Origin of the sequence: Microbacterium tenebrionis (genome assembly GCF_903645325.1) — a bacterium.
Lineage (GTDB): Bacteria > Actinomycetota > Actinomycetes > Actinomycetales > Microbacteriaceae > Microbacterium > Microbacterium tenebrionis.
Genome location: NZ_CAHJXQ010000007.1, coordinates 81,281 through 98,572, shown reverse-complemented (window position 1 = coordinate 98,572; position 17,292 = coordinate 81,281). Strand labels below are relative to the sequence as shown.

At 64.7% G+C, this 17,292-nt stretch carries 22 protein-coding genes and 1 pseudogene; 8 read left to right on the top strand and 15 right to left on the bottom strand.

The annotated features are described in order from the left end of the window. Positions 1–192: 192 nt before the first annotated feature. The gene (locus HWX58_RS11050; RefSeq protein WP_138174574.1) at positions 193–729 is read right to left on the bottom strand and encodes a CGNR zinc finger domain-containing protein; all 537 of its coding nucleotides are present in this window, start codon (positions 727–729) and stop codon (positions 193–195) included. 48 nt (positions 730–777) lie between these two features. On the opposite strand from HWX58_RS11050, the gene HWX58_RS11045 reads away from it, so the two are divergent. Beyond that, complete coding sequence (locus HWX58_RS11045) at positions 778–1,440, top strand: LysE family translocator (RefSeq protein WP_228480872.1); 663 nt, start codon at positions 778–780, stop codon at positions 1,438–1,440. Positions 1,441–1,676: 236 nt separating this feature from the next. After that, on the top strand, positions 1,677–2,072 hold the full coding sequence (locus HWX58_RS14880) for a peroxiredoxin-like family protein (RefSeq protein WP_212743497.1): 396 nt from the start codon (positions 1,677–1,679) through the stop codon (positions 2,070–2,072). A 722-nt stretch (positions 2,073–2,794) separates the two neighbouring features. On the opposite strand, the gene HWX58_RS11035 is transcribed toward HWX58_RS14880, so the two are convergent. Further along, positions 2,795–3,598, bottom strand: coding sequence for a sulfite exporter TauE/SafE family protein (locus tag HWX58_RS11035; RefSeq protein ID WP_138174624.1), 804 nt, complete (start codon positions 3,596–3,598; stop codon positions 2,795–2,797). Between the two features lie 120 nt (positions 3,599–3,718). Here HWX58_RS11035 and HWX58_RS11030 point away from each other — a divergent pair, with 120 nt between their 5' ends. Next, entirely contained in the window at positions 3,719–4,669 is a 951-nt protein-coding gene (locus HWX58_RS11030; RefSeq protein ID WP_138174572.1) for a LysR family transcriptional regulator, read from the top strand. Between the two features lie 481 nt (positions 4,670–5,150). Here HWX58_RS11030 and HWX58_RS14875 read toward each other — a convergent pair whose 3' ends face one another. From HWX58_RS14875 to HWX58_RS11015, 4 genes are all read right to left on the bottom strand, one after another. Then, positions 5,151–5,360 (bottom strand): hypothetical protein, encoded by a 210-nt coding sequence (locus HWX58_RS14875; protein ID WP_212743496.1) that lies wholly within the window; start codon positions 5,358–5,360, stop codon positions 5,151–5,153. Between the two features lie 18 nt (positions 5,361–5,378). Next, positions 5,379–5,558, bottom strand: coding sequence for a hypothetical protein (locus HWX58_RS14870; RefSeq protein ID WP_212743495.1), 180 nt, complete (start codon positions 5,556–5,558; stop codon positions 5,379–5,381). Between the two features lie 75 nt (positions 5,559–5,633). Next, on the bottom strand, positions 5,634–6,245 hold the full coding sequence (locus HWX58_RS11020) for a LysE family translocator (protein WP_138174570.1): 612 nt from the start codon (positions 6,243–6,245) through the stop codon (positions 5,634–5,636). Positions 6,246–6,426: 181 nt separating this feature from the next. Continuing rightward, entirely contained in the window at positions 6,427–7,305 is an 879-nt protein-coding gene (locus HWX58_RS11015; RefSeq protein ID WP_138174568.1) for an AraC family transcriptional regulator, read from the bottom strand. A 247-nt stretch (positions 7,306–7,552) separates the two neighbouring features. Between HWX58_RS11015 and HWX58_RS11010 the strand changes: the two genes are divergently transcribed. From HWX58_RS11010 to HWX58_RS10995, 4 genes are all read left to right on the top strand, one after another. Beyond that, positions 7,553–8,035: a GyrI-like domain-containing protein gene (locus tag HWX58_RS11010; protein ID WP_138174566.1), complete on the top strand. Its 483-nt coding sequence runs from the start codon at positions 7,553–7,555 to the stop codon at positions 8,033–8,035. Further along, positions 8,022–8,852, top strand: coding sequence for a TrmH family RNA methyltransferase (locus HWX58_RS11005; RefSeq protein WP_212743493.1), 831 nt, complete (start codon positions 8,022–8,024; stop codon positions 8,850–8,852). Before HWX58_RS11010 ends, HWX58_RS11005 begins: the two co-directional genes overlap by 14 nt. A gap of 8 nt (positions 8,853–8,860) precedes the next feature. Beyond that, positions 8,861–9,607 (top strand): rRNA methyltransferase, encoded by a 747-nt coding sequence (locus tag HWX58_RS11000; RefSeq protein WP_175987716.1) that lies wholly within the window; start codon positions 8,861–8,863, stop codon positions 9,605–9,607. A 185-nt stretch (positions 9,608–9,792) separates the two neighbouring features. Next, positions 9,793–10,029, top strand: a complete 237-nt coding sequence (locus HWX58_RS10995) for a hypothetical protein (RefSeq protein ID WP_138173441.1) — start codon at positions 9,793–9,795, stop codon at positions 10,027–10,029. Positions 10,030–10,123: 94 nt separating this feature from the next. Here HWX58_RS10995 and HWX58_RS10990 read toward each other — a convergent pair whose 3' ends face one another. From HWX58_RS10990 to HWX58_RS10960, 8 genes and pseudogenes are all read right to left on the bottom strand, one after another. Continuing rightward, positions 10,124–10,957: an aldo/keto reductase gene (locus HWX58_RS10990; protein ID WP_138173439.1), complete on the bottom strand. Its 834-nt coding sequence runs from the start codon at positions 10,955–10,957 to the stop codon at positions 10,124–10,126. Between the two features lie 16 nt (positions 10,958–10,973). Next, positions 10,974–11,510, bottom strand: a complete 537-nt coding sequence (locus HWX58_RS10985) for an IclR family transcriptional regulator (protein WP_250646199.1) — start codon at positions 11,508–11,510, stop codon at positions 10,974–10,976. 51 nt (positions 11,511–11,561) lie between these two features. After that, positions 11,562–11,702: pseudogene (locus tag HWX58_RS15125) on the bottom strand (helix-turn-helix domain-containing protein); the annotation flags it as partial. A 90-nt stretch (positions 11,703–11,792) separates the two neighbouring features. Further along, the gene (locus HWX58_RS10980; protein WP_175987713.1) at positions 11,793–13,016 is read right to left on the bottom strand and encodes an NAD(P)/FAD-dependent oxidoreductase; all 1,224 of its coding nucleotides are present in this window, start codon (positions 13,014–13,016) and stop codon (positions 11,793–11,795) included. Between the two features lies 1 nt (position 13,017). Then, complete coding sequence (locus HWX58_RS10975) at positions 13,018–13,212, bottom strand: ferredoxin (RefSeq protein ID WP_005050734.1); 195 nt, start codon at positions 13,210–13,212, stop codon at positions 13,018–13,020. Positions 13,213–13,226: 14 nt separating this feature from the next. Then, complete coding sequence (locus HWX58_RS10970; RefSeq protein ID WP_138173433.1) at positions 13,227–13,541, bottom strand: hypothetical protein; 315 nt, start codon at positions 13,539–13,541, stop codon at positions 13,227–13,229. Beyond that, the gene (locus HWX58_RS10965) at positions 13,538–14,131 is read right to left on the bottom strand and encodes a 3-phenylpropionate/cinnamic acid dioxygenase subunit beta (protein ID WP_138173431.1); all 594 of its coding nucleotides are present in this window, start codon (positions 14,129–14,131) and stop codon (positions 13,538–13,540) included. Before HWX58_RS10965 ends, HWX58_RS10970 begins: the two co-directional genes overlap by 4 nt. Further along, positions 14,128–15,522 carry an aromatic-ring-hydroxylating dioxygenase subunit alpha gene (locus HWX58_RS10960; RefSeq protein ID WP_005050729.1) on the bottom strand — a complete coding sequence of 465 codons (1,395 nt, stop codon included), beginning with the start codon at positions 15,520–15,522 and terminating at the stop codon, positions 14,128–14,130. The genes HWX58_RS10965 and HWX58_RS10960 overlap by 4 nt, the downstream gene beginning before the upstream one ends. 145 nt (positions 15,523–15,667) lie before the next feature. Between HWX58_RS10960 and phtC the strand changes: the two genes are divergently transcribed. After that, positions 15,668–16,396 (top strand): 3,4-dihydroxyphthalate decarboxylase, encoded by a 729-nt coding sequence (gene phtC / locus HWX58_RS10955; protein ID WP_138173429.1) that lies wholly within the window; start codon positions 15,668–15,670, stop codon positions 16,394–16,396. A gap of 51 nt (positions 16,397–16,447) precedes the next feature. Here the strand turns inward: phtC and HWX58_RS10950 are convergent, their stop codons facing one another. Continuing rightward, on the bottom strand, positions 16,448–17,284 hold the full coding sequence (locus HWX58_RS10950) for an alpha/beta fold hydrolase (RefSeq protein WP_175987711.1): 837 nt from the start codon (positions 17,282–17,284) through the stop codon (positions 16,448–16,450). Between the last annotated feature and the right edge of the window lie 8 nt (positions 17,285–17,292).

Below are 17,292 nucleotides of genomic sequence, written 5' to 3'. Positions count from 1 at the left end.
CCACGGCATGCGACGTTGGTGCCGTACTTTCCCCGGCGTCGGCGCCTTCCTCGAGGAGGTCGAGAGGCGTAGTTCCGTTTCTGAGCGGGCCAGCGGGAGGCGACGATGCCGCTACCGGCGTGTGGGATCCGGTGCTGCTGGCGATGAGGCTCATTGCGATGTGGGTGGCCGGGCGTAGTCAGGTCTCCATGTTCACGCGTGTCGCGCGCGGTGCCGACGTACTGCAGCGCGGTTGGCGCAGCGGACGCTGCAGTACCGCTGGCGGCCGTTGCGCGTGACGTCTACCACGACGTTGTGGCACGGGTCACCCGGGACTTTGCCGGCGTCGCATCGGTGAAGGCGGTGCATTCCCCGCGTTGTCAGGTGGAGTGCGGTGCCGACGCTGATGACGGCCTCCAGCACATGCGGCAGGGCTTGGTCTTGGTCTCGATAGTGGAGGTGCCAGCCTTCATCATGGTGGTCGGTTAGGCGCGGGTAGGCGGCCGCCTCTGCGAGGTGTTGGTTGAGGAGGTCGGCGCGTCGTTGCGGCAAAGGTTCATCAACGACTTCGAGCCATCGGTCGATTACCCTGCGGACACCGGTGTAGTCGTCCGCTTGCGGATTCGCGAACGGCGTCTGCATCCCATAAGACTCCGCACGGTCGACAATGCCCGCTCGATCTTCGGGCCAGTCGTTTGCCAGTGACGCGGCGAGCAGGACCGCGTACTCGCCGTAAGGGTTGAGATGCATAAGGGCATTACATCACACTGGAACGTGAATCGTTGGAAGGAACTGACTATGACGGTGCTGGGTACTGGACTCCCGTGGGCCGCGGTCGGCGGGATGGGGTTGGCGGCGTTGGTGATGGTGCTCACGCCTGGGCCGAACATGATCTATCTCGTGTCGCGCAGTATCGCTCAGGGGCGAATCGCAGGTCTGGTCTCGCTGGCGGGGACGGGCGTGGGATTCCTCACCTACATGACGATGGCGAACCTGGGGCTCAGTGTCGTGTTCGTTGTGGTTCCGTGGCTCTACATCGGTCTGAAGGCCGCAGGAGTGCTGTACCTCGCCTGGCTCGCGTTCAAGACGTTCCGCCCAGGAGGGACAGGACTGTTCGAACCCGGACCGCTCACCCGCGATACGCACGGGAAGCTCTTCCGGATGGGGCTGTTTACCAACCTGCTGAATCCGAAGGCGGCGGTGATGTACCTGGCGATCATCCCGCAGTTCATCGACACATCGCACGGCAACCCGATTGCGCAGGGGTTCACGCTCGGCACAGTCCAGATCACTGTCAGCGTGATCGTCAACGCAGCAATCGTGCTGGCCGCCGGGACGATCGCAGGATTCATCGGAACCCGCCCGTCCTGGCTCAAGTGGCAGCGCCGCATCACCGGCAGCCTTCTTGCCGCGGTCGCCGTCATGCTGGCCAGGGAAGTTCCCCAGGCTGCCCGCGCGTAGACAACCTGCAGGTGGTCGCGCGCGTGTGGCCAGCGCGCCAGCCATCGCAGCGCCGATGTAACCTGAAATGGACGAATCCGTTCAACCGATTCGTTGCGACATCGACTGATCGCTCTCGCGGCACACGTCGTGAGTGCCACGTGCGCACGAGCGCCGACGACGGCAACCCCGTACATCAGAAGCCGAGGGCGTGGACAGCTGAGCGTGTATGTCAACGGCCGCAGAATGGGAGCGAGATGAACCTGCGGGAAGAGCTTCTGCGTGTCTACGAGGACGCGCGGTCCAACCGGTCCTCCGAGGAGAACGAGACGACGGATCGTGCGGCTGCGGAGCTCTTCGACGCCGGTACGGCAGACCGCGCGAAGGCCGTCGGAGATGTGGCGCCGGTGTTTTCTCTCCCCAGCGCCACTGGCGAAACGGTGACCTTGAGTGATCTGCTTGAGGATGGCCCCGTGGTGCTGAGCTTTTACCGAGGCAGCTGGTGCCCGTATTGCAATCTCGAGCTGCGGGCGCTTCAAGCGAACATCATGGAGTTCAAGGCGCGCAACGCGCGGCTCGTTGCGATCTCGCCGCAGGTGCCTGACGAGTCATTGTCGACCGCTGAGAAACACAGCCTCACTTTGACGTTCTGAGCGACGTGGGGGCCACTGTCTCCCAAAGCTACGGCCTGTCCTTCGTCATTCCTACGGAGCTGGCTGCGCTCTACGAGCGACGAGGTCACGATCTCATCCGTCGAAACGGTGGCGATGGTCGAACGCTTGTGATCCCCGCGACCTATGTGATCAGGCAGAGCGGGTCTATATCGTGGTCGTTCGTGGACAGCGACCACACCAGACGTGCGGAACCGCGGGACATCATCGCAGCGCTCGATGCGATCCGCTGACTGCTGCAGAGGCGACGGACGGAGGAGTCACGCGCCTCTCGTGCGACCGTGCGCGCTGCGACGCAACTCCCGGCTGGTTGTGGACGGAGATCGGTCATGCAGCGCGGCGATCTCCGTTGGCCGCGCACCTCGGCTCGCGAGATCGCGATCAGAACGCGCTCCTCTTCGAAAAGAAGCCTCGAGGAGATGGGGAGAAGCGAAAGCGGGCCAGGGCTGTGGCACGACCTTCACCGCGCTATCCTTGCGCCGCACCGCGGTGCCATCGCGCCGGGGGTACGCGGCCGTCCGCATCGCGCCGACCTCGCGGGCGGCGGCCGCCAGCGGCTGCACTGAGCGAGCAACTCCGTGAACCGGTTCCACGTCAACGAGTTCGGCCTACGCCCGGGGCCCGGACGGGCAGATCGATCGTCGCGTGCCGGGGTGATTCCGGCGCTGACATCTGGCTCGACCGTTCCTGCCGACCGAGGGTGGTCAATGGCTTAAGACCGTTGCCGTGACGGTGGTGATGCCGACGATGACGACGAACCCGCGGAACAGGCCTGCGGGGAGTCGTCTTGCGAACCTGCCGCCGACCAATCCTCCCAGGATCGAGCCGAGAGCAACGAGGGCGACGATGGGCCACGAGATCAGTTCTGGTGAGACGAAGATGAAGACCGTGGCGGCGATGATGTTGACCGCGGCGACGCTGGCGTTCTTCACGGCGTTGAGTTCTTGCATCAGCAACGTCGTCGTGATCCCGAGCAGGGCGACGAGGAGGATCCCCTGCGCTGCACTGAAGTAGCCACCATAAACTCCGAGCAGGAACGCGCCGACCACGGAGGCGACTTTCGAACCTCGGCGAGGGAATGGCGTCGCGTCGACGTCGTCGGTTGCCGCCACGCGGCCGATGCGGTTCTTGATGGCGGGTCCGCTGAGTACCAGAAGCGTACCGATACCAATCAGCCAAGGGATGACGGCAGCGAAGATGTCGGCGGACAAGTGCAGGAGGAGGAGCGCGCCGGTGACGCCGCCGGCGCTGGATGAGGGAAGCAGTAGGCGAGTAACGCGGTAGTGTGCGCGCAGCTCGCGTCGGTAGACGAATACCCCCGACAGGCTGCCGGGCACGATGCCGACCGTGTTCGCCATCGTCGCCGTCAACGGCGGAAACCCCAGCAGAACGAGGATGGGGAAGGACGCCAGTGTCCCCGCGCCTACGACGACGTTCAGACCTCCTGCAAGGAAGCCTGCGCCGACGACCGCCGCTCCTCGCAGAAGCGGCGCGATTTCTATCAGCACGTTGGCCTCCTCCTCGCCCGGGTCACAAGATGTCCCGGAGGCCTTCAAGGCTTCCAAAAGTGCGCTGGACGCAGGTTGATAGAATCGGAAGGGATGTACGCGAAATCCGAAAGCTAGTTCGTGGCGCCCAACTTGCGGGATCTGGAGCTGTTCGTCGCGATCATCGACGCCGGCTCGATCACGGCGGGCGCCCGCGCCGTGGGGGTCTCGCTGTCGTCGGCCAGCAGCCGGATCGCTCTACTGGAACGGCAAGAGCGAGTCGAGCTGTTGTCGCGTCGACGAGGTGGGATCGTGCCGACCACGGCCGGCACGACCCTGGCGATACATGCCCGTGCCCTTCTCGAACGTGCTGATGAACTGCGGCAGGCGATGGACGGGCTGCGCGGGGACTCTGCCCACGAGATCCGGCTCGCCAGCAACACATCAGCCGTCGATACCTTGACCGAGTTCCTGGCCGCGACTCTCGCACGATTCCCTACGATGCGGATCGCGGTGGTCGAGACAAGCAGCGTCGAGGTCGCGTCTCGGGTCCGCGAGGGGGGTGCTGACCTCGGGATCGTTTCCCTCCCACCGACGGGCGACGGTTTGATCGCTCGTGAGTTATGGGCGGATCCCCTTGTCGTCGTTCGTGGCTCGGTGTTCCGCGGAGACGACGTGGCTCCTTCCTTCGAGGAGGTGATGCGGGGGCCGCTGATCGGGTTGCCAGCGGCAAACCCGCTTCAGACACTCATCGACGAGCAGGCGCGCATCCTCGGTGTGTCACCGGCGTACCGCGTGCGGTTGCCAACCCTCAACGCGGTGTACGCCGTCGCCAGCACTGGGGCTGGCGCGGCGATCGTCCCGTATGGGACCGTCAGCCGCTCTCCCACACTGCCTGCTGCCATACATCCGGTGGCAGAGGAATGGGCCGACCGCCGCGCACTCCTCATCACTCGGTCTACCTACGTTCCGTCCCCCGCGCAGCAGGAGTTCATCGACGCGCTTCTGCGCTACCGGGATGAAGTCGATGTCACCGAGCCGCTCGGAGTCGTCATCCTCGGCTCGCCCCCTGAGCAAGCCCGCCGCGGGTAGCGAACCCGATACGAGATCCACCCCGGTCGGTGATAGAGCTGTACGCCAAGCTCGGAAAGGACCTCGGCACCAGTTAGTGAGCGTTGCCGAGCGTAACGACTCGCTGGCGCAGCGCGGCAAGATTCCGGCTGGCCCAAGCAACCCAGACCGCACCGAGAGCGTCTGTTACTGGAATGCAAGGTCGGCTACCGATCGGCGATCCTCCCCTCACCCCCTCCGAACGGGAGCAGATGCTCAGCGCACCGATGTTGTTGACGACCACGAGTGCATGGAACAACGCGCGTAGGCAGTCTGCCGTGGCCCGTGCCAATTCCACTCATCGTGGCCGGATTCATATCCGGAGCCCGCGACGATGATCGTGAAGCAAATGGCCGACACCACGAGCGCCACAATGACGGGCACGAGCGCCCTGAACTATCGATAACAACTCGTGGGCGCAGCGAGGACCCCGGCGTTCACGTCCGGCGCTGTCAGAGCTCGATCACGTACTTGACTCCGCGTGAGCGGCCGCCGGCGCCAAGCCGTCGGGCACGCGCGCGACGTGGGCACTGGTCACGAGAACCTTCTCCGCCCAGGTGCCGCTGCCACCGGGCAGGGGCGCCTCGTGGACGAGGTCGAACACGGCGATGGGAATCGCGTAAGCGAGTGAGACGGCGTTGCACAGGTCGACGAGCGGGTGGATCGAGGGCAATTCCCCGTCGCTCTTGAATCAGCGTGGCAGCGCTTCCGACGCGCACCGGTACTGGGTGGGTTTGAGTCCCATCTGACTGAATGCGCGCCGCCAGGCGACGATCTCGGGGAACTCGCTCTCCGGTCGTTCGGAGAGGCGCATGGAGGCCCGCTCGCGGAATGGTGCCGCGGTCGCCGAGACGTCCGCCGTGTCGGTCACGCCATCGAGGGTGAGTGTCGCGACGGCGAGCTGAGGGAAATGAGCGCGCAGCGCCGAGTCATGAACTGAGCTGCATCAGCGGGTTTCGAGGGCGAGACGGCCGGCGAGCAGCCCATACGTGCCCGCGAAGGTGCGACGCAGCCACGCCATGACCTTCGGGCGCGTGATGACCTGGTTGCGCATCCCCGCGGCGAACACCCCATACAGCGCAAACACGACGAACGTCAACGCCATAAACACAAGGCTGAGCCAGATCATGTGCCACGTGCCTTTCGCCTCGCCCGCGGGAACGAACTGAGGGAGGAACGCGAAGAAAAAGATGGTCAGCTTCGGATTAAGCAGGTTGATGAGCACGGCGGTACGGATGACCCGCCAGAACGAAACCGGGGCGGGGTTCGCGTCGCCGTCGATCATCGTCTTGTCGCGGAATGTCTGCCAGGCGAGGTAAAGCAGATAGGCGACACCGAGCCACTTGATCGTCTGGAACGCGATCGCGGAGGCATTCAGGATCGCGGCCAGTCCGGTGATCGCGGCCACCATGTGAGGGATGACCCCGAGGGTGCAGCCGAACGCCGCAATAATGCCAGCCTTTGCGCCGCGGGAGAGCCCAGCGGCGATCGAGTAGACGGCGCCGGTGCCGGGGGTGGCGACCACCACGAGGGTGGTCAGCAGGAATGCAATGCTCATCGTCGTCCTTCGAGAGTCGTTGCTTCCGCACAGTACCGCGTCCGCGTAATCCCGAAATACACGAGCGATCAGCCGAAGACGAGCGAATCGCCCAGATGGACACCGTGTAGACATTCGTCCGCGAGATCGGGATGGCATGAAGTCGCGCCCCTCGGGTAGCGAGGTCATGGTCGTGTCGCGGTTACACGTCATCACGCTGGCGGACGATCGGCAGCCACAACTCCGTCGTCGCGGAACGGAAGTCTTCAGCGCGATCGAGGATCGCGACGATCGAGGGGCCTGGTCGCAGCAGCCACGGGTTCGACGGAAACCACTCGGATGCCGATGCCGCATACGTCTCCTGCAGAGCCGCGGGATATGGTCCAGATGCCCGGAACACAGCCCACGTGCCGGCAGGAACCTCGATCACGTCGAGTCCTTCCGGCGTGGTCGTCGCGGCGTCCCGGGCAACGCCGTGCAGATAGGTCAGTGTGCTTCCCTCGGTGTAGTCGGAATCGACATCTGCGCTTATCTGAAGCAGTCCGTGAGGATCCGTGTTGCCGAGCGCCGTCAGTCGCGCGTGCTCGTGCGCCGGCAGAGAAGCGACGTGCGCTTGGATGTGAGGATTCGCGCTCCGGTGGATGAGCGGAACGCGTGCAGCATGGCCGACGAGCCGGAACGCGGGTCGATCCACGATACGCGTGTCCATCGACGTGGCGCCGTGGACAGTCAGTCGCAGCGTGAGTTGCGGCTGTGACCGAAGCGGGCCGCCGTTCGTCCGCACCTCGATAGGCGCCGCACCGTGGACCGCCCGGAACGCACGTCCGAATGCCTCGGCCGAGCCATAACCAAATCGAACCGCAACCTGGAGAAGCGGATCGCCCGCGATGACGTCGGCCGCGGCGACCGTCATCCGCCGACGCCGCACATACTCGGACAACGGCATGCCGACAAGCGATGCGAACATCCGCCGCAAGTGGTACTCCGTGGTGCCGAAGGAAGCAGCCAGCGCACCGATGTCGAGGTCGTCGGACAGATCCGCTTCGACGACCTCGATGAGCCTGTTGAGCTCACTGATCACACAAGCCTCCCTTCATTCCAATTCTGCTTGCCGGGGTGCAGTGGTTTGTCCGAACGTGCGACTCCGATCCGAGCGGGCCGGCTCGTGACGGCCGGCGACGTCCGACGACACGCAACACCACACACCATCAGGCGTCCCGGGCGCCTTCACCCGACTTGATCGGTCTCCAATTGTCGGGCGCTGGACCCGGCGTGACGAACACCCTGGAAATCGTCTCGCACCACGAGAGTCCAAGCTGAAGGGAAGCATGTTAGACGCCCGTATCGTCGAGCGGACGGCCTTCCGCCTGATCGGTTACGCCGCGTGCGTCCCGGTCGTGTCGGAATTCCGGAATCCTCATGTCGAGGCACACATCACGGCGCTGTCTGCGGAGAACGTGGAGCGGCTCCGAGCACTGGGCTGCTCGGAGCCCTCGGGTCTGCTTCAGGTGAGTACGGAGGTCGACGCCGACTACGCAGTGAACAGTCGGTTCACGTTCATGGTCGGTGTCGCCCTCGATGCGGCTCCGCCCGCACCTGAGCGCCTCGATGTGATCGAGGTTCCTGCCGGCAAATGGGCGGTGTTCCGCACGGGCGCTCCTTTTGCGTCGGCCTGGATGGACATTGTCAGCGAGTGGTTTCCGTCACACCCGTGGCGCCTGCGTCCGGGGCCGTCGATCGTCACTGAGCGCCGACCAGGCGAGCAGCGCGCCGCAACCGCCGAGGTCTGGATTCCCGTTGAACGCGCGTAAGCCAACTCTGCGCGTCTCCCGGCCGAACGCAAGATTCCAACAGTGGGAAGCTCTGCTCCACAACCGCAACAAGCGCCAGCGGGCCGGCGAGTTCATCGTGCAGGGTGTGCGCCCCATCAGCCTCGCACTCGAGCGGGGCTGGCCGATCCGCGCAGTCCTCTATGACGCGGATCGGCCGCTGTCGCGGTGGGGTGCACAGGTTATCGAAGGATCAGGAGGCGAGCGGGTAGCCGTCGCGGCTCAGCTGCTGCATCAGTTGAGCGACCAAGACGACGGCTCCCCCGAGCTGATCGCCGTAGCCGCCGTGCCGGACGATCAGCTGTCTCGCATACCTATGGGGCCGTCGTTCCTCGGGATGGCATTCGACCGCCCCTCCCTGCCCGGCAACATCGGCACGATCATCCGTTCATTGGATGCCTTCGGCGGGTCGGGCCTGATCGTCACCGGACACGGCGCAGATCCGTACGACCCCAGAGCCGTCCGCGCCTCCACTGGGTCGCTGTTCGCGGTGCCGGTGATCCGACAACCATCTCATCAACCACTGGTGACCTGGGTACGGGAGCAACGCGCTGCGGGCATCCCCCTCACGATCGTCGGAACCGACGAGAACGGGTCCGACGACATCGCCGACGTGGATCTGACAGGCCCCGTCCTGCTCGCGATCGGCAATGAGAACGCCGGACTCAGCGCGGGATGGCGCGATGCGTGCGATGTCGTCGCACGCATCCCCATCGGCGGCGCCGCCAGCTCGCTGAACGCTGCCAACGCGGCATCGATCGCTCTCTACGAGGCCGCGCGCCAGCGCGGACGGGCATAGGCACGCGAATGGCCTACCGCTACGCCGTCACGCGAGAGAGTTACGCCGACCTCTCCGGCGGCGTGCTCCACTCTGCCCCCGGGTTCCCCGCCTTCCCCGCACGCCTCGCCAGCGAGATGTTCCAGCGAGCATTGGCGCTCACCCCGAACCCCACCGCCCAGGTATGGGATCCATGCTGCGGCAGCGGCCACCTCCTCACCACTCTCACACTCCTGCATAGAGACAGAATCACCAGCGTCCTCGGCTCCGACGTCGATCACGCGGCGCTGGAACTCGCCCGGAAGAACCTCGCCCTTCTGAGCAAGCACGGCATGACCGCCCGCGCGAATGAACTGCAGGCCCGCGCCGAGCGCCTGAGCAAACCCGCCTACCTCGATGCCGCCGCCGCTGCACAGCGACTCGCTCGCCGGCTCGCGTCAGGCGACGGCTCATTCGACTACAACATCGCACCAGCCGACGTCTTCGACCCCGCACAACTCCGGCGCGCGTTGAACGGGCGACGCCCCAATGTCGTGGTCACCGATATCCCCTACGGCGAGCAGACAGCGTGGCACGGACCGGATGCTGCACGAGGCCTCGACGGCATGCTGAATTCGCTGGAAGAGGTACTCGACGAGGGAACCGTGATCGCAGTGACGACCCGCGCCCGCAAGGTGCGCCTAACCGGCCCCCGGCGACCTCTCGCATGGTTCCGAATCGGAAGCCGAGCAGTCATCCTCTGCCGCATCGCCAGCCGACTCCAGCATCGAGTTTGAATCTTCCGTGTAGCTCGTCAGCATTGTTCCTTCGGGCAGAAAATTCGTGGGGCTGCATAGAGCCCGGTTACAGCGTTGAGCACTGTCTTGGTTCCGACCGTACTGGCCGGCGACGTTGTTGGAAGCTAGCAGCGATTATCGCCCAAGCACCATCGGACCACGGATCAGATCGGCTACGCAGCGAAGTGTTCTTCGTAAAGGATCCCCTCACGGCCGAAGCGGCGTTTGCAGATCTTCCCGAAATGCGCGAGGGCGTCGACGCGATGGCAATCGGGCCGGGTGTCCTGTACTTCTCGCGGGTAGCCGCGCAAGCGACCAAGACCCGCGTTCAGCGCGTACTCGCTATGCCGATGTTTCAACAGATGACAGTCCGAACCTGGCGCGTAACTACACGGCTGCTCGAACTGCTCGACAACGGTTAGCCTCCGCACGCATCCCGAAATTGATCGTTTCCGGATTCGACGTGATCGCTCGGCCCCTGAAACTTGAAACGCGATCGAGTCAGGGAGAAACGCGCTAATGTCCGTTCTCTTTTGAGTCGGAATCTCGTGCCGCTGATTCACCGCGATCGAGGTTCCTCAGCTCCGCAAGGTCGTCGTGAGTGAGGTTGAAATCGAAGATCTGCGCGTTCTCCCGCAGCTGTCTGGGGTCGTCCGCGCGCGGAATCGGGACGATGTTGTGCTGCACATGCCACCGCAACAACACCTGCGCGGGGGTGCGACCGACCCGGTCTGCGATGTCTACCACGACGGGATGTGTGAGCAAGGGGCCGCCGCGCCCGAGCGGACTCCAGGCCTCGGTCACGATGCCCCACCGCTTGTGCAGATCACGGATATCGTCGCGCGCCAGGTCGGCACTCAGTTGGATCTGGTTGACGTCGGGCACGCGTCCGGTAGCGGCGACGATCCGTTCCAGATGTGGTCGTTTGAAGTTTGAGACGCCGATCGCCCCGACCCGCCCCTGCTCGACGAGTCTTACAAGACCCCGCCAGGCCGCAACGTAGGTGTCGAGCCAAGGCACTGGCCAGTGAATGAGGAATAGATCGAGGTAGTCGAGCCCGGTCCGTCTGAGGCTCTCGTCATAGGCGCGCTGGACACCATCTACGCTGTGATTCTCCTTGTTGAACTTGCTGGTGACGAAGATCTCCTCGCGAGCGATCCCGCTCTCTCGGATCGCCGCGCCAACCGGGGCCTCGTTGAGGTACTTGTGAGACGTGTCGATCAGTCGATAGCCGATGTCGAGCGCCAGCGCGACCATCTCGTGCACCGCGTCGCCCTTGAGCGGCCACGTGCCGAGACCCAGACGCGGAATCGAGTGTCCGTGGAGGAGCGGGATCGGGGCGGGGTTCACTGGAGCACCCCCGTGATTAGCCCAACGCCTCGCTCAACCGCATCGAGGCGTCCTTGAGTGCTCGCCCGAAGGTCGCGACTTTCGAGACCGGAAGACGATGGACTGGGGCAGCGAGGTTGATGGCGAGATTGATGCCTGCTGAGTTCGCGACCGAGACTGCGACCGATGCCACACCGTCCTCGCTCTCCTCGCGGTTCGTCGAGTAGCCCTGGCGCCGAACGGTTTCGAGTTCCTTCTCGAGGTCCGCAAGGGACTGAACGGTATGCGAGGTCACCGCGGGGAGTGAGTCCGTTGGAAACAAGCGCCCGAGCTGTTCTGTCGGCAGGCTGGCAAGCATCGCCTTGCCGGTCGAGGTCGCGTACGCCGGGATCTCCCGTCCAAGGCGTGAGGCGACGCGGACTGCCGCCGCCGGCTCGGACGCCGCGATGAAGCGGACGTTCGCGCCTTCGAGGATGCCGAGATGGCTCGTCTCGCCCATCGAGGAACTGAGATCCTCGAGGATCGGCTGCGCCAGGCGCGGAAGATCCATGCGCCGGAAAATCGAGAAGGCCACGCTCGTGAGTGTCGGACCCGGACCGTAGGTCTTCGTGCGCGGATCCTGACGGGCAAATCCGCGCCAGATGAGCATTGCGAGGATGCGGTGCGCCGTCGAAGACGCCACCCCGAGTTCGGCGCTGACGTCGGTCAGCCTTACCTCCTCCGTACGCTCGCCAAGAAGGAGGAGCAACCGCAGTGCGTTGTCCACTGACTCGATCGGGTATTGGGGCGCTACACCGTCGCCGGGCGATTTCTGCACAACAGAAATCGTATCCTCTTGTGGTCACGGGGACCATCCTCAGACCGCGGGCGTGACCGACCGCGCGCCGTCGCCGCTCAGGCGCGCCGCGACCTCGGCTCGATCGGTTCTCGTAGCCACCGCTCGCCGCGTGCTAACGAGCGCCCGCGGCCAGTTGACGACGAGCGCGCCGGTCAGCGAGTCGCCACTCTCCGAGTAGAGCACGGCGAAGCGCTGGTCCTCCTCGGACCCGATGATGACGATGTCGTCGGCGCCGGTGCGCCCGACCACCTGGATCTTCCAGTCGTACTGGTCGCTCCAGACATACTCGGTCGTGTCGTAGTCCTCGCAATCATCAGGGTGGACGATGTTGTGTGCGACGACGCGAGCCTGATCAACGGCATTGGTCCAATGTTCGAGGCGCAGCGAGACGTTGCGCGACGCACTCGCCCAACGTGCGATATCGCCGACGGCAAAGATCTCAGGATGCCCGATGGCCCGCAGCCCAGAGTCGCAGATCACCCCGTTGTCGAGTTCGATGCCGGAACCCTCGAGCCACTCCGTGTTGACCACAGCTCCGATACCGACGAGAGCTGCATCGGCCTCGATGATCTCGCCGCCATCGAGCACCACGCGCACCCCGTCTGCCGTCTGTTCGACGCCTTCGACTGTCCTTCCGAAGTACTCCTCGACGCCCTCATGCGCATACTTGCGGCTGAAGATCTGGCCGACTTCGGCATTGAGCACCCGCGACATCGGCGCCGGGAACGGGTCAACCATGCTGACCCGCACGCCCGCCGTGATCGCGGTCGCGGCAGCCTCCCCCCCGATGAAGCCTGCGCCGATGACCACAAGGTGCCTCGCTGTGGCCAGCTCATCCCGCAAGCGCTCGGCATCGCCGCTGGTACGCAGCAAGTGAATATGCTCACCTTCACCCCACGGAGAGCGACGGGCGCGTGACCCGGTGGCGATCACGAGTGTGTCGTATGAGACAGCTGCACCGTCCGCGAGCGTCACAACCTGGCCTTCGAGGTCGACGGATGCCGCGGGCGTGCCGAAGATCGAGATGGCTCCGATCCCCCGCGTCTCGTGCTCGGAAAGAAGTTCGATCTCGTGTCGCGCCGTCTCACCGGTGAGGTACTTCTTCGAGAGCGGAGGTTTGTCGTAGGTGGGATGGCGCTCCTGGTCAATCAGGACGATCTCGCCCTCGAACCCCTCGCTTCGAAGAGCTTGGGCGGTCTTGAGCCCACCAACAGAGGCGCCGACGATGACGACCCGGGACACGTCAGTCCTCCACAACCAAGGCGGAGACGGGGCAGCTGCGCGCCGCCTCCTCTACTCGCTTGCGGTCACTGTCGGGCAGGTCCTCGCGCAGAACGATCACTAGGGCGTCGTCATCTAGGTCGAAGTAGTCGCCCGCGGCGACAACGCAATTGGCGTAGCCCTGGCAGGCGCTGCGGTCGGCGATGATCCGTGCCATCGGTCTCTCCTTTTCTACTGCGGTCGCATTTCGGGAAACATCGGCTGGTCAGGCCGCGCGATCATCTCGGAGAACGTCTGCGTGGTCTGCCAGGTCAGGGCCTCGAGTTCCATGGGGTCGATCGCGATCCACTGGCCAGTTTTCGGGGCGTCGATCAGTAGCCTCGTGCCGTTGTGAGTTTCCACGCGGCGCACTTCGATCTCCGAAAACTCGTTGGCGATGACGAGCGGCTCTCCGACGGTGCGGGCGACAAGACGCTCGCGCTCCGCCGCCGCAGCCGCCGCGGCATCACGATCGACGTCGGCACCCTCCCAGTCGAGGCCGCTCACAGGAAGATCGCCAGGTTCTGGGTGCGGAGCACCGACTCGTCCACCATGATCACCCGACGTGCCAACTGCAGGTCGTCACCGACGCGACGCAATACGTCCTCGCGGTGAGCGGAGATGATTGACGGCTCGTTGACGTCTCCCCGGCTGCGGAACAGCAGGACGGCGGAGTCGACGATGAGCTCGTCCTCGACCGAGGACAGGAACACGCGCACGTTCGTCACGTAGTGACGCAGGCGTGAGGGAGGGTCCTCCGTCCAAGCGTGTTCAGTCAGGAATCGCGCGACCCGGCGGCTGAGCGAGTACTTATTCTCGTCCCAGTGCGACATCCCCCTCGCCGTCGTGAAGGAAGACCCGAGAGCCGTCGTCTGACGCACCGGCATGATGTAGTGAATATCCTCTGTAAGCGTCTCAAGCCAGTGCTCGTACCGTTGCTCGTCGAGGGTGTAAGCCTCTTCAATCAACCAACGATGCGCCTCGAGATGCAGTTCGTCGGAGAACAGTAGGGACCGCCCGACTCGATCGGCGCGCGTGGCGTGGGCGCCGAGAGGCGATTGCCCGGAAATCTGGACACCGGTCTCGGTGTTCATCATGCGGGTGCCTCCCCGTTGTTGGTGATGCCTGTACCGATGCTCGCGACCTGCACCTCGACTTCGTCATCGGTGTCGAGGTAGTCGGCCCAACGATCGAGCAGATGACGCTGGTTGTACTCGCCGTAACCAACGTGCGCGACGCCTGGACCGGCGAACTGTTCAGGCGTCAGCGCAGCGACGACCGGAGTGTCGTCTTTGAGAGTCCCCATCCGACTGTTGAGCAGGAGCCGTCGAGCCATCGAACCCTTGGCAGTCGTGGTCAGCGAGACCCAGTTCTCGACATCGTCCTGCTCGAACATTCCCGTGCTACCGAAGCACATAAGGTAGGCCTTGTACGAGAGCTCCTTGAACTCCTCCGGCGCCTCGGCATCGACCGCGAACCAGGAGTAGACCTCCGTCTCGTTCTCGCTAATGGGCTGCCACGAACGGATCGAGATGAAGGGCAGCACGTCGTCCCCGTCCTCCACCTTCGGCCAGTTGTGCACGAAACTCATGTTCGGGAAGAGCGATGCCGCTGAGATCATAAACCCGTCACGGCCAATCACATCGAGCTGCTCAGGCGACCATTGCTCCTTCATCCGCTCGATCATCGCGTCGGGATATCCGACGTAGCGCAGCCGCTCCTCGAGGCTGCCCGGCGGGAGCTTGTAGGTCGTGCCGCCGCCGTTGCCGGCCCAGTACGTGTTGCCGTCCTTGCGCTTCTCCGCCTTCGGCTCACGGAACAACCCGATCTCGACGACCGAGGTGTGGGTCTGGGGCGTGTGATACATGTCGCCGGCGAAGTTCTCGGCGCCGATCTTCCAGTTCGCGTTGACGCGCCACCGCTGCGGGCCACGCAGCTCGATGCCCTTGGCGCTCTGCCCGGTGTAGTAGTCGAGGTAGAACGCGAAGTCGCCGATGTATTCCCGCAGGGTCGGCGCGTTCGGGTCCATGCTGATGAAGATCAGACCGTTGTATGTGTCCAGGTTCGGCGCCGGGAGCAGTCGTGCACCCTTCTTGTTGAACCCTGCCTCACCCCCGTAGGCCTCCTCGTGGAACGGGAGGCCCATAATCCGGCCGTCGTTGCGGTATGACCACCCGTGGTAGGGGCAACGGAAGTGGGAGGCGTTGCCGACCTCGGCGCGGCATACCTGCATCCCGCGGTGCAGGCACATGTTGAAGTGCGCCCGAATCTCACCACTCTCGTCGCGCACGACGATAAACGAGTCGTCGAGCACATGCCGCACCACGTAGTCACCGGGCTGAGGGATCTCGGATTCATGTCCGACGAAAATCCACGCGCGGCTGAAGAGCTTGCTCTTCTCCTGCTCGAAGATCTCCTCGTCGTTATAGATGTGCGCCGGGATCATGCCGCGCCGCACGTCCTCGAAGATCGTCGTCTTGCTCGCCATTGGGCCGCTGCTTCCTGATGTCAGAGTCCTATTCCGCGCCTTGAAGATGATGTCGGTCGAGACCGGTTTTCTTTAAGACAGAATCTGATTCTGCTAGATTTTCCAGGAATTCGCAATCGGAGATCACGCCTCGAAGGAGAAGTGGATGATGAACGACTACGTCGACGAACGCATGCTCGTCGCCAATGCTTGCCGCGTGCTCGCGGTCCGGGGGCTCGTGGACGACATCCTCGGGCACGTCAGCCTGCGGGTCGACGACGACACCGTCCTCATCCGAGCCCGCGGACCGCAGGAGCGAGGGCTGCGTTTCACCACCGCCGACGACATCCTCGCCGTGCCCCTCGAGGGATCGTTCGAGCTCGCCGGCGGGTACCGGGCGCCGAACGAGCTGTCTCTGCATCTTGAGCTGCTGCGCCGCAATCCTGCGGCCCGATCCGTCGTCCACGCGCATCCGCCGGCTGTCGTCGCGTTCTCGCTAACCGGACGGACACTGCTACCGATTGTCGGTGCCTTCAACATCCCCGCTATGCGGATGGCGCGCGACGGCATCCCCGCGCACCCCTCGTCTGCGCTGATCCGCAACCACGCACGCGCGACGGCCATGGCGGACGATTTCGGCACGCGGCCGGTCGGCATCCTGCGCGGTCACGGCCTCACGGCCGTCGGCGAGAGCGTCCCGCAGGCCGTCATCCGCGCGATCAATGTCGACAGCCTCGCTCGCGTGCACCTCGCCGTTCTGCAGGCAGGGGCCGAGCCTATACCGATCGATGACAACGACCTCGCCGACCTGCCCGACCTGGGTGACGCATTCAACGACGGGCATCTCTGGCGATTCCTGCTGCAGGAACTTGCTGAGCAACGGCTCCTGCTGTAGTCAGGCCATCACAGATGTCCGGAGCCCGGGTCGCGATCAACTGCACCATCCTCACCGCCGCGGGCGTACATTTGGACCGAGCCACTCCGTCACCAGGTTGAGCACCGCATCGCTGTTCGACTCCTGCATCAGCATGTGGCCGTTGCCAGCCACGTTCGCTGCCGTCAACGCGACGAACCTGACATCGCCGCCCCGCTCGGCGAGCCAGTCTGCAGTCGCGCGGTCCGACTCGATCGGATGATCGGTGTCGTGGGTACCGACCATCACGAGGGTCGGTAGGCCGTCCAACTCCCTGTCGCCGATGTGGACCTGCGCACCGCGGACGTTCTGCCGCTCGAGGAGGAGCCCGGCTGGGATTGGCACCAGCTGTGAACGGAGCTCGTCCAGGTGACCGGGTGGGAACTGCTCGCTCGCACCGACCAGCTTCGCCTCGATGAACTCTGGTCCGGGATGCCACCAGCCGCGACGGGGAAGCCTCCAGGTGAGCGGGCGTCCCTGGACGACGATGTGATCGGCGTCCTCTTCCAGCACGGCGGGCTCGGGCTGGATATCCCCGGGGGGAGCGGGCGCCAGCGCGACTAGGGCGATCAGTGAATCCCGATGGTGGAAAGCGACCCGATAGCCGAAAGCGGCGGACATGGAGTGGACCACGAGGACAACCGGGCCGCCGAGCGCAGCGATTAGCTCCACGATCGCGCCGGCGACCGCCGCCCCATCCAGCGGCGTGTCGGGGTCCCATGCGCCGCCAGCCGACAACCCAGGCCACGTCATCACGACCGCGCGGTATCCGGCCTCGGCGAGACGGGGCGCCCACCCGGGTCGCCCGCCGATCGCTCGACTCCAGCCACCGGGCCCCCCCCCCGCCGTGAACGAGCAGCACCGTCGCACGGGCGGGG